Below are 16,841 nucleotides of genomic sequence, written 5' to 3'. Positions count from 1 at the left end.
CATTCTCTATTGTTCCGGAAATTCCAGTTCATCCACAAAGCAGTCCTGGAATTCCGGAGAAGCGGCCAGCTCCACAAAAGATATCTCCTTTGCCAGGATATCCGAGTAGAACAGCTCTTCCCTGTTGATGAGTGCGATTTTAGAACCTTCTCCGGCGGCATTTCCCACGGGTACGATCCTGTCTTTCAAAGATATGGGAATCAGGCCGATGTCACAGGCGCTCTCAGGATTCATATAGTTGCCGAAAGCTCCCGCAATATATACGTGTGCGATCTGGTCAACGGTTATGCCAAGCTCTTTCTGCAGAAGCTGGATGCCGGCGGCAATGGCAGCTTTGGCAAGCTGTACCTCCCGCACATCCTTCTGGCTTAAGTAAACAGCGCTGCCGTTTCCGCTCTCGTCTGCCGGAACCAGCGTAAAGGAGGCTGTGCCGTCCTCGGATAAAAGCTTACCGGACTCGTCAATGATACCTGCTTTTCTCAGGCAGGCGATCAGGTCAATAAGGCCGGAACCGCAGATCCCGATGGCTTTCTCTCCGCCTACGGTGGTGTAGCTCCATTTTCCGTCGCTGTATTCCACATGGTCTACAGCACCGGATGCGCCCCTCATGCCGCATTCGATCTTGGCTCCCTCAAAAGCAGGGCCGGCGGCTGTGGAGCAGGCTGCCAGGCGTTCTTTACTGCCCAGCACCATCTCTCCGTTGGTTCCGATGTCGATCATCAGAGAGATTTCATCCTGCTGGTCTGGTCGGATGCAGAGCAGGCATCCCATGGTATCAGCGCCTACAAAGCCTGCCACATCGGGCAGCAGGATAAGCTGGCCTTTGGGGTGGATATGCAGGTCAAAGTCTGAAGCTTTCAAAAAGAGAAGCTGGCTGATGGCCGGATTATAGGGGGCGTGCACAAGCGCTCCCGGGGATATACCCAGAAACAGATGATGCATGCAGGTGTTGCCCACAATACAGGTCTGGTAAATACGATCTGTGCTGATCCCTGACTTCTCTGCCAGTATGTCCAGAATAGACTGGACTGTCTGGCGGATGCAGGAGCTCAGATTCTCCGTTCCGTTCTCAAGTGCGTAGTTGGCACGCATGATGACATCAGCCCCGTACTGGGCCTGGGGATTCATGCTGCTCTCAACGGCCAGAACCCTGCCTGTGCGTGCATCCATCAGATACCCTACTACCGTAGTGGTTCCGATGTCGAATGCGGCCAGATATCCCTTGATGGGATCTTTCTGCAGATCCAGAAGGGTATCCCCGGATACTGCCGCATACCAGGTATCCGTCTCTTTGAGCATTTCATACAGGCCGGAAGCCGTTTGAAGATCCGGTCTGAGATGTTCCATGCTCTCCCCGAAGGATTCCTCCAGCGCCAGTTTCAGGCGGTCCCAGTCAGACAGATTATCCCCTGGTTTTATCTTGCGGATATGTATTCTGCCGAACCGGAGCAGAGGATGGAGCGGTACCGGGCGGGAGAAGCCTTCTGCCAGTATAGCATGTTCCTTTTCTCTCACAAGGGTGTCAACTGTCATATCCCCTGTGATCTTAGTCTGACAGGCTTTCAGAACGCCGGTCACGGGACCTTTTGTCACGTGTACCATGCATTTTCCGCAGGTGCCCTGCCCGCCGCAGGGAGCATCCGGGTCAAGGCCTGCCTGACGCTGCGCCTGCAGCAGGGTAGTGCCTTCTTCTGCCTGAATACTTTTGCCTTCACGGATAAAAGTTACTTCATGTGTTTTCAATTTTCATTCCCCCAATTTTGCTATAGAGTAAGTATAACAGAAAAGACCGCGGCAGTAAACTGCCGCGGTTAAGTTATGAAAGATTTTATATGAAATTTATTAGGAATTTATCAGGATTCTTTTACTAAATGCAGATTCCAGCTCTGATATTCCGTTTCCGGTACCGGCATGGGGAGTCCTGCCTCCATAAGGGCAGCTCCCAAATAGGTCTTGTCACCCATGCGGTACATGGCATTCGGGTCCAGCCCGCGCAGTCGGATGCAGGTAAAGAGGTTGTTTGCAGTGAGTTTTGTGGAGACAATGCCCAGCAGTGCCTCACTCTTATCCTCCGCGGCAAATTCCCATACCGTATATTCTTCATTTTCATAAGGACTTGCCAGACGGTAATAGGTGCCGTCCTGGATAAGGGAATAATATTTCTTAAATGTCTCGATCTGTGTCCTGACTTCCGCCTTTTCCTCCTCCGTCAGTTTTGCAGGGTCCAGTTCGTAGCCAAAGGTGCCGGCCATAGCGACTGTTGCTCTTGTACTCAGGGAAGCAGCCCTGCCTGTCTGGTGGTTAGGGGAGGCTGAGACATGGGCGCCCATGGTACTGACAGGATAGCAGAAGGAGGTGCCGTACTGTATCTTCAGCCGTTCGATGGAGTCGGTGTCATCGCTGGTCCAGATCTGCGGGGTATAGTATAACATGCCTGCGTCAAATCTTCCGCCGCCGCCGCTGCATCCCTCAATGAGCATGCCGGGGTAGCGTTTGTTTAGGTTCTCCAGAAACTCGTAAAGCCCAAGAATGTATTTGTGTGCTGTCTCGCCCTGGCGGTCTGCGGGGAGGGCGATGGTGAAAATATCCCCGATACTGCGGTTAAAATCCCATTTCAGGTATTCCACCTGCGCATTGTCCAATACATTACACATCATGTTGTAGATGTGGTCGCGCACTTCTTTGCGGGAAAAATCAAGGACAAGCTGGTAACGGCTTCTCACAGGTGATTTCTCGGGAACCTTGAATGCCCAGTCGGGATGTGCCCGGTATAAGTCGCTGTCCTCAGAGATGCATTCCGGCTCAAACCATATGCCGAATTTGAGGCCAAGGGCATGAATGCGGGCGGAGAGGTCCTTTAAGGTGCATCCCAGTTTCTTTTCATTTACAATCCAGTCACCCAGACCGGAATTGTCACTTTCACGTTTTCCGAACCATCCGTCATCCATGACAAACAGTTCTACTCCCATATCTTTTGCCTGCTCTGCCATTTCCACCAGCTTGTCTCCGGTGAAATCAAAGTAGGTGCCCTCCCAGTTGTTGATGAGAACAGGACGGCGGGCCTTCTTATACTCACCTCTGCAGAGGTTATTGCGGATCGCGCGGTGGAAGCGGTGGCTGACGGCTTCCAATCCCTCTGCACTGTAGACCATTGCTGCCTCCGGCGCATGGAATGCTTCTCCGGAATCCAGTTTATAGCAGAAATTATCCGGGTGGATACCCATGAGGAAGCGGGTCTGTCCGCTCTGATCCTTCTCTGCCTCAGCCAGAAAATCACCGCTGTAGAGGAAGGAAAAACCGTAACATTCCCCGCTGGTCTCTGTAGCGCCCTGTGCGGCAAGCATCACAAAAGGATTGTAGTGATGGCTGGAGGCGCCTCTGGTGCTTCCCACAGACTGTATGCCGTGATGGACCTGTGTGCGGGAGAGCAGGCGCTCCATGGCGTGACGTCCGTAGAAGCTGATAAAATCAAAGTCTCCGAACTGGAAATCCGTACAGGTGCTCATGATACGCTCCAGATAAATAGGGGATTCCCCTTTATTTTCCACAGTCACGCTTCTGGTGATAATGTCCTTTTCCTCCAGGACACCGTAATAGAGATGTACATATACGTTCTGTGTGCTGTCCTTCAGTGTGATGACTAGGGTGTCAGCAGTGTCTTCCTTAAGCGCGTAGAAAGCAGGAAGGCCGGGAAGGGAATATTTTCCCTCCAGGATCTGAGCGGATTCATAGCGGAATTCACAGGAGGAAGCACCGGATGCATAGCGTATCCGCACAGCGCTCTCCCTGTAGTCCCCGTTGCCGTATGTGGGGAATTCCTGGGGAAGAGTGTCAAGAGAATAGGCGCGGTTGTCGCCTGCTATATAGGGATTGCCGGAAAATCCCCGGTCTCTTCCCACATTCAGGTATGAGTAGTCAAATATAGGTGTCCTTTTTCCAAACCATGTATGTACCAGAAATCCCAGATCGTCCACCTTCATCTGGTACATGCTGTTATTGGTAAGCAGGGTAAATAGTTTCCCGGTAGTATCTTTTTTGATAGCCATTCGTTGTTCTCCTCCAAAAGATAAAATAGACATAATAATTCATCTGTTTTCATTATAGTGGACCGGAGGGGACACGTAAATATGTCATTGTGACAATAATATAGCAAAAAGAGAGAAGAGGCACCTTACGGTACCTCCTCCCTCTTTATAGGGTATGCATGACAGATATGGATTTAAGCTAATTTCATTATGATGCCAGCTCTTTTGCTTTCTGAGCTGCGGATGCAGCGTCAGCTGTGTAAGCATCAGCACCGATTTCATCAGCGAATTCCTGTGTAATAGGAGCGCCGCCAACCATAACTTTGATATTGCCGCGGAAATCCTGAGCATTTAAAGCTTCAACAGTAGCTTTTAATGCCGGCATAGTTGTGGTCAGAAGAGCAGAACATCCAACAATCTTAACGTCCGGGTTAGCTTTGACAGTTTCAATGAATTTCTCTGTCGGTACATCAACGCCTAAGTCGATAACTTCAAATCCGGCACTCTCGATCATCATGGCAACAAGGTTTTTACCGATATCATGAAGGTCACCGGCAACAGTTCCGATAACCATCTTGCCGCATACGCCGGCGCTTCCGCTTGCCAGATGTGGTTTCAGAACCTCAACACCTTTTTTCATTGCACGTGCTGCAACTAACATTTCAGGAACGAAAATCTCGTTGTTTTTGAAACGCTCGCCTACAACGCCCATTGCGTCGATCATTGCGTTTAATACGTCTACAGCCTGGCATCCGTCATCCAGTGCTTCCTGAACTAATCCACCAACCAGTTTTGCTTTTCCAGCAGCAACAGCATCTGCAACAGCCTGAATCTTACTCATAATAAATTCCTCCCATTTCTTAAAAAATATATTTTATAGTTTTTTATTTCCCTTTTCAGTAATTCCATTCCTCAACACGAACACCATAAATGTTAATTCTTCGGAGCAGGTCCGATCAGTCCTTCACGGTAAGCACCGATGTATTCCATACAGAAATCATCTTCGCCCATAAGTGCCTCTGTAGCATATACAAGACCCAGCATATCTCGGTTCGTGGGGTCCATGATGGCACTGTCAAGTCCTGCGTTCATAGCCAGGATCATAAAGCCGTAGTTGATCAGCTTACGAACCGGCAGATTGAAGGAAATGTTGCTGATAGCAGCAGTAATATGAATCGTCGGGTACTGTTTGCGAACAGTTTCGATTACCTCGATGTTCATGGCGATACCGTCCTCGGAAGTACACAGCATCTCTACCAGGGGGTCTATGTGAAGACGGTTTGGATTGATGTTGTATTCTTTTGCCTTTGCCATAATATTGTCAAATACACGGAGACGATCAGCTGCGGATTTGGGGATTCCTGTATCATCACTTAAAAGTGCAATGACTTCCCAGTCTTTGTTCTCTTCCATTGCCATGATCGGGAATATAGTGTCGATTTTATCACCTTCTCCTGATACGGAGTTGAAGATACCCGGTCTCTTACAGAACTTATAAGCTTCTTTTAAAACTGCGGTACTGGGACTGTCCACGGAAATCGGAAGATCTGTAACTTCCTGGATGCATTCGATCATCCATTTTAAAGTTTCAACCTCAATCTCTTCCGGAACGGAAGCACAGCAGTCTATGTAGGTGGCATTGGCAGCGGCCTGTTTTCTGGCGCGGTCTTTGATGAACTCCGCATCTCTCTCAGCGATGGCTTTTGCAACTGCCGGTATGGAGCCGTTGATTTTTTCCCCAATGATTATCATTTTGCAAAACCTCCTGTACAAATTTATAACTCTATTGTACCAAAATGCGAAGAAAGTACAAGCCGCAAAAAGGGGGGATTTTTCAAAGGTTTTCCTACAAAGTGTAGGAAGAGGGAAAACCTATAAAAAATGCGGTAAAACAGGAAAATACCTGAATCTGCCGCATTCTAAATGGTTAAAAAATTGTCAATCCGGCGGAAAGACACTTTTCCGCACTACCAGCTCCACGGGAAGGCGGATTGCCTTCTCCTCCACCTTCTCTCCGGACAGCAGCCGGAACAAGAGATCTGAGGCCAGTTCTCCCTTTCTGGCAATGTCCTGATGCATGGTGGTCAGCTTGGGGATACAGAACTCCGCATAAGGGTTGTCGTCGAATCCGCACACAGAGATATCGTGGGGAACATGGCAGCCGTGTTCGTTCAGATAGCCGATCACCTCAAAGGCAAGCTGATCTGCTGTGCAGAACAGTACATATTTTTTTCCTGCCAGCGCCAGGAGGGAATTGTACTGGCTGTCTCTGCGTCTCTTCTGTGTGTCCAGTACCATGTGCCATTGTTTTTCAGTGCTTATGCCGTGCTCCTTCAGAGCAGCTTTGGCACCTGCAGTTCTCAGAGCAGAGGAGCCTATCTTGGCATCTGAGATTACGATTATATTGGAAAAACCTGTGTTAATAAGATAGTTTACCATCTGCTTCCCCGCGCTGATGTCATCCAGGGTGACATGATACCCCTGGTCGGGCAGTGAGGCGGTATCTTCCATAAAAGTGTCGATTCCCACCACCGGGCAGTCCACCAGAGAACACAGCTTGTCATAGTTGGTCTTGGACAGTGTCACAGCAATGATCCCTGCCACGTTCCAGGAAAGTGCTGTCTTGAAAATATTGTCAAGGTTCCGGTCTATATACAGCATCATATAGTAGCCGGCCCTCCGTATCTTTTCCTCCAGCACACCGATGGTCTGACTGTAGAACGGATCACCAACGGTGGTCTGGGTGTAGCGTTTTGTGGTATGGATCACCACAATGATCAGCCTGGTCTTGCCTTTTGTCAGAGCTTCCAGCCCCATCTTGGGCACGTAATTGTGCTCCTTCAGGGCCTGCTGGATACGTTCCACATTCTCTTTTGACACCTTGCTGGTGCGGCCGTGGATCACGTTGGCAACCGTGGTTGGGCTGACATTCATCATATTTGCTATTTCTTTTATCGTTATCATCCGGTTACCCCCAAATTCGGACAGCCTGCGCTGTCTGTTACAGGAAAGTATTGTATTTTACTTCTATTATAGAATAGCAGAAATAATCAGAATTGCAAGAGGGTGTCAGAAAGTTCATTTATTTGTCAGATAAATAAAAAACGGGAATGTGTAATTTAAAGATTATATAAGGGGAAATTATGTGTAGAATGTATAAAAAACTGTATATAAATTATGTATCGTGATGGTTTTGCGTAAAACTTATTTACAGATAATGGGGATTGTGCTAATTTCTATTATAACAATAGAGGTGCTGCACAACATTGGCGGCGGTCACAGTTGTAGTGGTTATACCGACACTTCTTATTTGATTTGAGAGGAGAACAGCATGAATAAAGCATGGTGGAAAGAGGCGGTTGTTTACCAGATATATCCCAGAAGTTTTATGGATTCCAACGGAGACGGAATCGGGGACCTGCAGGGCGTGATCAGCAGGCTGGATTATCTGAAAGACCTGGGGATTGACGTTATCTGGATGTCTCCATGTTACAAATCGCCCAATGATGACAATGGATATGATATCTCTGATTACAGGGATATTATGGATGAGTTCGGAACCATGGATGATTTTAAGGAAATGCTTACAGGCATCCATGAGAGGGGCATGAAGCTGGTGATGGATCTTGTTGTGAACCATTCTTCAGATGAACATCAGTGGTTTGCGGAATCCAGGAAATCCAGGGATAACCCGTACAGGGATTATTATATCTGGAGAGACGGCAGGGATGGAAGAGAGCCCAACAACTGGACCTCCTATTTCTACGGTCCCGCGTGGGAGTATGATAAGACCACAGACCAGTATTATCTGCACCTGTTTTCAAAGAAGCAGCCGGATCTGAACTGGGAGAACCCGAAACTGCGCGGTGAGATTTATGATATGATGAAATTCTGGCTGGATATGGGATGTGACGGCTTCCGTATGGATGTTGTGAGTCTGTTCTCGAAGACACCGGGTCTTCCGGATGGAAAACCGGCAGAGATCACCGGAACAGAGCATTTCCAGGACGGACCAAGAATCCATGAATTTCTGCAGGAGATGAACAGGGAAGTTTTATCAAAGTATGATATCATGACAGTGGGCGAGACACCGGATGTCCCCCTGGAACATGCCCTGCGCTATGCCAATAATGAGGGTACAGAGCTTAATATGGTTTTCCAGTTTGAACAGAACACGCTGGACTGCGGACCTGAGCGTTACAGTTATCGGAAAGTGCCGCTGCCGGAATTAAAGGCATGCTTCAGCAAATGGCAGACGGTTCTCCAGGATAAGGCATGGAACAGTTTGTACTGGACCAACCATGACCAGCCAAGAACCGTGTCCCGCAGGGGAAATGACGGGCAGTACCGCAAAGAAAGCCAAAAAATGCTGTACACTATGCTTCTGACCATGCAGGGAACCCCGTATATTTATCAGGGCGAGGAAATCGGAATGACAAATGTGCATTTTGATTCCATTGAGGATTACAATGACATAGAGGTAAAAAATCTCTGGAAAGAGCGTGTCATTAACGGCAGCGCGGACCCGGAGGTTCTGCTGGATGCCATCAGGTTCCGTTCCCGCGATAATGCAAGGACTCCCATGCAGTGGGATGACAGCGAGAATGCCGGATTTACCACGGGAACACCGTGGCTGAAGGTGAATCCCAATTACAAGGATATCAATGTGAAGGAAGCGCTGGAAGACCGGGATTCTATTTTCTATTATATGAAAAGGCTGATTCAGATGCGGAAGGCAAATGAGGTTGCTGTGTACGGAGATTTCAGGGAATATGAGCCTGAGAATGAGAGTCTTTATATATATGAAAGAAATTATGAAGGCAAAAAGATGTTCGTGGTGCTGAATTTCACGGAGAATGAAGTTCCTTTCCATATGCCTGAGGGGCTGGATGCAGGTAAGGCTGTGCTTGTGATTGATAATTATAAGGGAGAGGAAGCGCTGGAGGAGCGTATGATGCGGCCGTATGAGGCGGCTGTGTATGTTATGTAAACTTCTTGTGTATTGAGAGAGAAAAGGAAGGCGGTGCGGCGCAGGGCTGTACTGCCTTTTCTCATGATTTGAATTTCGTCGTATTGTCTAATTGTTATTTGGGGTGGGTTGTGATACACTTCTGATTAAAGATATCAATGAGCGTTCGCTCTTTAATTTCTAATCGGCATTTCGCCGTGAAACTCCATTGTTTAAAAGTATATAGCCGACAGAGCAGATATGGCTGATTTTGTCCGGGAAAGAATTACTGTCTTTTACAGCCTGATAAGTTATGATACAATAAAGGCAAATCACAGAGAGATTTTTTCCTGCATCAGGTATATTCTGTTCAGGAAAGGAGAATCTATGGAAACTGACAATTTCATAATGCTGCCCACTGTGGATTTTTGTTTTACAGAACTGATGAAAAACTGTATAGTGCGAAAAGGGTTTGTCGCTGCGCTTATAGGCATCCCTCCGGAGGAGATAGAGGAGACAACACTTCTTGAGGCATCTCTTGGAGGTGACTGGCCGGATGATAAGCTGGGAATTCTGGATGTCCATGTGCTGCTTGCGGACGGGACCAGGATGAACATAGAAATGCAGGTCAAATACTTTGAATACTGGGACGAGCGTGTTTTATTTTATATGGGAAGAATGTTTACGAGCCAGATAAAAAAGGGAGAACCATATAAAAAGCTGCAGAAGTGTATCCACGTAAGTATTCTGGATTTTATACATTTTCCGGATGATGATGAGTGCTACAGAACCATTCATTTTCGAGATGATAAGACGGGAAAAGTATATACGGATAAGATGGAGATTCAGATTCTGGAGCTGAAAAAGCTGCCTAAGGAAGTGCGTACAGGGGAGGATGTCATTTTGTGGATGAAGTTCTTCAGTGGAAAAAGCAGAGAGGAGTTTGAGCGCGTGGCAAAAGCAAACGAATATCTCAATGAAGCATATAATACACTGAAGACTATGAGTGCGGATGAAAAGAAGAGGCTGGAGTATGAGGCCAGGGATAAGGCTTTGAGGGATTATAACTCGCAGATAAGCAGTGCGGAAAGAAGAGGGGAGGAAAGAGGGGAGGAAAGGACCCGTCAGGTGTTTAAGCTGTATATGCAGGGGGAGACCCCGGAGGCGATTGCAAAAATCTGCGGAATACCGGTGGAAAAAGTCAGGGAAATTATACAGTAAAACTACCGGGGATGTAAAAATCCCCGGTAATTGAGTCCGGCCTGCCGGATTGTAATTATTTTGGTGTATTCAAATCTTTATAACACACATCTTCAAACGGAAGATAGATCCGTTTCCGTTCCAGGGAGGACAGATAGATTCCCTTTACCATTTCCAGCGTTTTCCTTCCCTCCATGGCGTCTATGGTAACCGGACGGTCATAGAGTATGGAATCATAAAAATCCCTGAGCTGCAGGTGGTGGCTGCTGCCCCAGTAATCCGGTCCCACATTGGTTGTCTCATAGGTGTTCCGAATCTCTGTGTAGCATCCGTCAGCCTCATAGAAGCCCATATCCTGAATCAGGCCACAGCGTCCCTTTTCTCCCTGAAATTCAATGGTGATGGGGGCGTCTGAGGCGTAGGAATTGCAGGCATAGAGGTTGTAGATGCAGCCGTTTTTAAACTGTATGGCAGCTTCCGCGGCATCCTCCACATGCACGGTATCGTGGCAGTGGTTATGTACGCTGCCTTCAATCCATTCAATGTCACTTCCCAGCATATAGCGCACCCGGTCCATACTGTGTATGGCCTGGTCTATGAGTACGCCGCCGCCTTCTCTGTCCCAGGTGCCTTTCCAGTCACTTCCTTCATAATAAGTGTGCGGGCGGTTCCAGGTGAGATAGGAGCGGGCAGAGAGGATGCGTCCGAAATATCCGGCGTCCATGAGTGCTTTCAGCTTTTCCACACTTTTGGTATACCGGGTCTGGAATATAACGCCGAGCTTTTTGCCGGTGCGCTGCTGTGCCTCCATCATCCTGTCTGCGTCCTGCAGGGAGACAGCCACCGGCTTTTCTGTCAGCACATGAAGTCCGGCCTCCATGGCCTTTACTGCCATGACCGGGTGCAGATAATGGGGAAGGCACAGGTGGATGACATCAATATCATACTGGAGGGCAGTCTCCAGGTCAGTACAGTAATGGCAGTTAAATTTCTCTGCAAAAGCCTTTGCTTTTTCCTCGTCAATATCTATGGCGCATACAAGCTCCACTTGATCAGAGAGACGGTTAAAGGCGTCCTCGTAGCAGACGGAAATTCTGCCGCAGCCCATAATTGCAGCTCTGAGTTTTTTCATTTCATACCTCCGTTTTATATGAGAAGACAGCGGATTTTTATCCGATGAAGAAGCATCCGTCCATCTCCTGCGTAAAATTATAGTGAATATCAAAAAAATACTTCATAGCACCGTTGTACAGGGCGCTGGAATCCAGAAGGCTGTAACGGACGCTGACGGAATCTACCATGCGGCGGAATCCTGTGGTGCGCAGACATTCCTGGATCTCCTGTAAAAATACGGGGCCAAGGTCCTTCCCTTTTCCTCCGATGATGATCAGCTTTGGGTGCACCATGCAGATCAGATTGCACAGTGCCAAGGAAAATTCATCTGCGATATCCCGTATTACCTTGCGGGAGACCACATCCCCATATACACTGGCCTGGCCCAGGTCAGCGTATGTGACAGCAGTTGATTTTTTAAAGGCCGGGCTGCTTCCGGTCTGGGCGATCCTGTCCTTTAAGGAACCCTCCCCGATCATCAGTTCCAGACATCCCCTGTTTCCGCAGGAACACAATTTTCCTTTGGGGTTAATAGAGTAGTGTCCGAACTGGGTGTAAGATGCGCAGGCATGTCCCAACATTTCGTTTCGGATAAAGAGTGTGGCACCGATTCCTTTGCCGAAATTGATAAAAGCAAAATCCTTTTCCGAAATCTGTGTGTAGACTTTTTCCGCGTAAGCAAAGCAGGCTGTATCATTCAGGATGTTGACGGAAAAATCTGAGAAATTCCGCTGTATTTCTCCTACAAAATCTTTTTCGGGAAGATTCAGGGTAGTGGCGAAGATCTCGCGTTTGTCCGGATCTATCATGGCGGGAACAACGATGCAGATTCCAAGGAGCTGTTCCTTCCGAATCCGAGTGAGCACAGTCTGTTCTATGTAATCCCGGCACAGGGGAATGTAGGCTTCCGGTGAGGAGGCTTCCATCTGCATGGGCAGGGAAGATACTCCTGTAATATCCACCAGGGCTGCATTCAGCCTGTCCTCCTCCAGACAGAGGACTGCCACATAGTATTGCTCTGCGCGGAGAAGCAGGCTGTTGGGCTTCCGCCCCACAGTCGTGCTTCCGCCTGTTCCGGAATCATATACAAATTTCCGGGCAATTAATTCATCCACCAGAGAGGAGACAGCGGTTTTGCTCAGATGAGAGTCTTTGGAAAGCTGCGCTCTTGAAGTGCCCGGATTCTGGTAAATGGAATTGTACAATTGTTTTAAATTGGTATTTTTGATTAATTGTTGATTGACCAGTTTCATAATATCCTGCTTTTCCTTTGCTTTGTTATGATATCGCAGTAACGATTCGTTACCCTTTTGGTTACGTGCATTGCCGCGGTCTGCAGAGATGTCCGATGCAGTACTGCGGACCTTAAAATTTCGTTACTTTAAACATATCACAAAAAGGCATAAGGCACAAATAAATTCATTTTTCCGGGGCGTGCAAACCTGCCCAAATAGGCTGCAGGCGTATTTCAGCCGATATAAAAAGCACGCGGCCTGGGTTCCAGGAAGGAATAATAAGTGTCGAAAAAGTATTTCATGGCACCGTTTAAGTAGGCGTCGCTCTGAAGCTGGGAATATCTCACCCCTGAGAAATCCACCATTCTTCGGAATCCCACATCTCTCAGCGAATGCTGCACCTCCTCCAAAAATAATGTGCCCAGGTGCTGCCCTTTTCCTCCCAGAATGATCAGCTCGGGGTTCACGATGCAGATCAGGTTGCTGAGCGCGAGCGCCAGGTCCCGGGACATTTTCTGCAGAGTGTGAATGGCAGCAGGGTCTTTGTAGAGTGCTGCCTTTCCTAAATCTTCAAATGTGATGGCAGAACGCCCAAGAAGACAGCTTGTCTTCCCTGACTCCTCCAGACGGGCTTTTATCTGTGATTCGGAGAACATGGCCTCCAGACAGCCATGGTTGCCGCATATACATAAAGGCCCCCTGGGATTGACGGAATAATGGCCGAACTGGGTGACAGAACCGCTGGCCTTGCCCAGCATGTTTCCTTCTATAAATATAGTGGCACCGATGCCTCTTCCGAAATTGATAAAAGCAAAGTTCTTTTCCCGAACCTGTGTATATATTTTTTCGGCGTAGGCATAGCAGGCGGTGTCCTCCAGAAGAGCTACCGGATATTCAGGGAAAGCAAAGCTCAGATCATGGATCAGATTGCCGCTCCCTCCGGGTCCGAGACTCAGGGTAGTGGAGTATATTTCATTGCGCACTGCATCTATCATGGCAGATACCACCACACAAATGCCCAGAATCCGCTGGGGATCGTATTTGGACAAAATGTCCTTATAGACGCAGGTCTGGGATAAGGAGATATAAGACTCCCCTTTTTTCAGTGTAAGCCTGGTACTGTACACGGATGTGCCTGCCACGTCCACCACATGTGCCTCGGCAATGTTGTCTACCCAGCTTATGACAATGACGAAATGCTGGTTGGTCCGGGCTTTCAGGCAGTTGGGTTTTCTGCCCACACAGTCAGAGTGGGAGGCACCTTCGTCGGCAATGAAGTCCCTCTCGATCAGCTCGTCAACCAGTGTGGACACAGTGGTCTTGCTTAGATGAGTCCGCCTGGCAAGCTCTGTACGTGAGATGCCGTTCTCAATGTATATGGAGGAGTACAGATGCTTCATGTTGGTGTTTTTGATTACCTGTTGTGTCAGAAGTTTCGTATGCTCACCTCCTTTGGGAGTTAATTGTAAAGTGGTATTATTAATTGCATGCTACCATAAAACGCGGAGATATGCAATATTATTTGTGAAAAGTTACACAAAAAGGGACTGAGATAGATAAAATTGTATAAAATGGTGAATAAAAGAGGAGGTTGGGGATGGTAAGGAGAATACTTTGCCTGGAAATAGTGGAAATAAATTGTAATGTCGCAGGAATAAATGAATATAAGGTGAAAAGTGCACAAAAAAGATTGATATAAAATGTTAAATATGTCTTAAATTACATTACAAAGCAATAAAAATTCAAAAACATATTGACATATACAACATCAAATGCTATTGTATAGCTATCAAATAAATAAATTTTACATTCGTAAAAAGCCAAAAACAGCTGAAAAGCAACAAGGCTTTTAATTTTAAAATTTATTAGTAAGGTCACTGGACAAACAAAAAGAAAAGAGGATGATGAGATGAAAGTGGGATTAATAGGATGCGGAGGAATGGGAACTACCCACAACCTGTCGCTGAAAGCACTGTCATCCAAGATGGATGTTGAGGTAACAGCTCTGGCGGACTGCAGACCTGAATTTCTGGAAAAGGCAGCAGAGCAATGGCCGGATGCCAGACTGTACAAGACAGGTATGGAACTTCTGGAAGCGGAGACATTGGACAGCGTGCATATCTGCCTTCCCAGTTATCTCCACACAGAACATGCGGTGGCAGCCATGGACAGAGGGATCAATGTGTTCGTGGAGAAGCCGGTATGTCTGACGGAGGAGGAGGCACAGAAGCTTCTGGATGCCAAGGAGAGGAACCACGTACAGGTTATGGTTGGTCAGGTGGTCCGTTCCTTTGATGAATACCGGTATTTGAAAGACTGTTATGAAACCGGCAGATATGGAGAACTGAAATCCATTACCATGCAGAGAGTGAGCGGTGACGCCGCATGGGGATTTGAAGACTGGTTCCACAAAGAGGACAGAAGCGGTTCCGTTGTACTGGATCTGCATGTGCATGATCTTGATTTTCTCAGATATATGCTGGGAGAACCGGATTCCTTTGATGTGAGGGCAACGGCATTCTCCAGCGGAATGATCAATCAGATCTTTACTACATATGAATTCGGAAAAGTATTTGCAGTGACAGAGGGAATCTGGGATATCAGTTCAGCGCTTCCTTTTGAAGCAAGTTTCCATGCGTGTTTCGAGGATGCCAGCATAGTATTTCGAGGACGCGATGAGAAACCTCTGGCAGTTTATAAAAACGACGGCACGGTGGAGTATCCCGAGCTTGAGCGGGAATACGATGTAAAGGATGATTCTGCGGGAATCAACGTATCCAATTTGGGGCCGTACTACACAGAGATCAAGTATTTCATTGAGTGTCTCCAAAGCGGCAGAGAAGTGGAAGTTGCGCCTTTGGAAGAAGGCATCAAATCGGTTCGTCAGGGAATTGAAGAGTGGAGACGGGCAAAGGAATATGTGAACAGGAAATAAAAACAAATATATATTTCAAGGAGGAAAAAATTATGATGAAGAAAACACTGGCGGTTCTGATGACAGCGGCATTGGCAGCATCCTGCCTGACAGCCTGCGGTGGCGGCGGAAGCACAGAGGAGTCCAAGGGCGATTCCGGCAAGGACAGTGCAGGCAGCGGGGAAGAGATTACTCTGAAAGTATTCGATGCCCACGCTTACGGCCTGGATGAGTATGCGGAAATGGCGAAAAAGTTTGAAGAATCACATCCCGGAGTTAAGATTGAGGTACAGCATGCTGCCAATGATAGCAATACACTGCTGCAGTCTCGTGTCAACTCAGGGGATATTCCGGATGTGTTTGACGTGGAGTCCGGAACTTCCGCACAGAAATACTATGAATATGCTTACGACTGGACAGATGAGAAAGACGTCCTGGATAAATTTAATGAGGCGGCTCTTGACACAGGAAAAGACGCTGACGGAAAGATTATGTCCCTGCCCTGGACATATGAGAACATGGGCCTGATCTACAACAAAGATCTGTTTGAAAAGGCCGGCATCACAGAGCTTCCCAAGACTATGGATGAACTGGAAGCGGCCTGTGAAAAGCTGGACGCAGCAGGTATCACAGCATTTGCTCTCGCTGCAAAAGAGACCTGGGTACTGCAGCAGCTTTCCACACATTTCATGATGGACAAATCCCTGGATGCCAAGGGTGTTGTGGAGAAACTGAACAGCGGAGATCTGAAATTCAAAGATATGAAGAATTTCCAGAACATATTCCGTCTTCTGGATCTGGCTGTAAAATACGGACCGGACAAACCGCTTGAGGTTGACTGGGAGACATGTGAAAACATGCTTGCAAACGGCGAGGCAGCTATCATTCATATGGGTGACTGGTGCCAGTCCACACTGGATTCCTTCAACCCGGATGCGAACCTGGCATTCCTTCCCTGCCCGGTAAGCGACAATGCAGACGATGTAACACTGCTGTCCTCCTGTAACTGGACATACATTGTAAACAAAGATTCCAAAAACCTTGACCTGGCAAAAGAATATCTGGAATATATCCTGACATCTGAAGAAGGACAGAAATGGATGTGTGACGGTGTAGGCGCTGTACCGGGTGCAAAGACAGATATGGATGTAAAAGGTGCTCTTGCTAATGATGCGTCCACATACGTGGAAGAAGGCAAGACAAACGGTTGGATACACACAATTGAGCCGAATGGATATGCTGACATTGTAGGACCGGCGCTGCAGGCTTATATGACAGGCGACATGACTGCAGAACAGGTAACGGAAGAGTTCCAGAACGGCTGGGTTGTACAGTAAAGTTGGAAACTGCGGCGGGGTAACGATAACCGGACGGGGCTGTTGCGGCTGCAACGGCCCCGTTTTTTA

At 47.7% G+C, this 16,841-nt stretch carries 12 protein-coding genes; 4 read left to right on the top strand and 8 right to left on the bottom strand.

The genetic code is table 11. The features are described from left to right. Positions 1-6: 6 nt before the first annotated feature. The 5 genes from LC508_RS19360 to LC508_RS19340 form a co-directional block, all read right to left on the bottom strand. The gene (locus tag LC508_RS19360; RefSeq protein WP_103731851.1) at positions 7-1,743 is read right to left on the bottom strand and encodes an ASKHA domain-containing protein; all 1,737 of its coding nucleotides are present in this window, start codon (positions 1,741-1,743) and stop codon (positions 7-9) included. 110 nt (positions 1,744-1,853) lie between these two features. Continuing rightward, positions 1,854-4,046 (bottom strand): alpha-galactosidase, encoded by a 2,193-nt coding sequence (locus tag LC508_RS19355; protein ID WP_103731850.1) that lies wholly within the window; start codon positions 4,044-4,046, stop codon positions 1,854-1,856. Positions 4,047-4,233: 187 nt separating this feature from the next. Then, complete coding sequence (locus LC508_RS19350) at positions 4,234-4,866, bottom strand: corrinoid protein (protein WP_033141684.1); 633 nt, start codon at positions 4,864-4,866, stop codon at positions 4,234-4,236. Between the two features lie 92 nt (positions 4,867-4,958). After that, on the bottom strand, positions 4,959-5,777 hold the full coding sequence (locus LC508_RS19345) for a methyltetrahydrofolate cobalamin methyltransferase (protein ID WP_103732424.1): 819 nt from the start codon (positions 5,775-5,777) through the stop codon (positions 4,959-4,961). Positions 5,778-5,963: 186 nt separating this feature from the next. Beyond that, on the bottom strand, positions 5,964-6,989 hold the full coding sequence (locus tag LC508_RS19340) for a LacI family DNA-binding transcriptional regulator (protein WP_103732425.1): 1,026 nt from the start codon (positions 6,987-6,989) through the stop codon (positions 5,964-5,966). A gap of 367 nt (positions 6,990-7,356) precedes the next feature. On the opposite strand from LC508_RS19340, the gene LC508_RS19335 reads away from it, so the two are divergent. Both LC508_RS19335 and LC508_RS19330 read left to right on the top strand, forming a co-directional pair. After that, complete coding sequence (locus LC508_RS19335; RefSeq protein WP_103732426.1) at positions 7,357-9,015, top strand: glycoside hydrolase family 13 protein; 1,659 nt, start codon at positions 7,357-7,359, stop codon at positions 9,013-9,015. A 345-nt stretch (positions 9,016-9,360) separates the two neighbouring features. Then, positions 9,361-10,194 (top strand): Rpn family recombination-promoting nuclease/putative transposase, encoded by an 834-nt coding sequence (locus tag LC508_RS19330; protein ID WP_103732429.1) that lies wholly within the window; start codon positions 9,361-9,363, stop codon positions 10,192-10,194. Positions 10,195-10,249: 55 nt separating this feature from the next. On the opposite strand, the gene LC508_RS19325 is transcribed toward LC508_RS19330, so the two are convergent. The 3 genes from LC508_RS19325 to LC508_RS19315 all read right to left on the bottom strand — a co-directional run bounded on the left by LC508_RS19325 (position 10,250) and on the right by LC508_RS19315 (position 13,921). Beyond that, complete coding sequence (locus LC508_RS19325; RefSeq protein ID WP_103732427.1) at positions 10,250-11,305, bottom strand: Gfo/Idh/MocA family protein; 1,056 nt, start codon at positions 11,303-11,305, stop codon at positions 10,250-10,252. Between the two features lie 37 nt (positions 11,306-11,342). Beyond that, entirely contained in the window at positions 11,343-12,539 is a 1,197-nt protein-coding gene (locus LC508_RS19320; RefSeq protein ID WP_103732428.1) for an ROK family transcriptional regulator, read from the bottom strand. Between the two features lie 215 nt (positions 12,540-12,754). Further along, a complete protein-coding gene (locus LC508_RS19315; RefSeq protein WP_052099514.1) occupies positions 12,755-13,921 on the bottom strand; it encodes an ROK family transcriptional regulator in 1,167 nt (388 codons plus the stop codon). A gap of 509 nt (positions 13,922-14,430) precedes the next feature. On the opposite strand from LC508_RS19315, the gene LC508_RS19310 reads away from it, so the two are divergent. Continuing rightward, positions 14,431-15,456 carry a Gfo/Idh/MocA family protein gene (locus tag LC508_RS19310; RefSeq protein WP_033141692.1) on the top strand — a complete coding sequence of 342 codons (1,026 nt, stop codon included), beginning with the start codon at positions 14,431-14,433 and terminating at the stop codon, positions 15,454-15,456. Between the two features lie 32 nt (positions 15,457-15,488). Then, a complete protein-coding gene (locus LC508_RS19305) occupies positions 15,489-16,772 on the top strand; it encodes an ABC transporter substrate-binding protein (RefSeq protein WP_103731613.1) in 1,284 nt (427 codons plus the stop codon). Positions 16,773-16,841: the final 69 nt, after the last annotated feature.

Source organism: Blautia parvula, assembly GCF_020215665.1.
In the GTDB taxonomy this organism is placed as follows: Bacteria; Bacillota; Clostridia; order Lachnospirales; family Lachnospiraceae; genus Blautia; species Blautia celeris.
The sequence above is the reverse complement of the archived record's forward strand: the minus strand, read 5'-3'. Positions and strand labels throughout refer to the sequence as shown.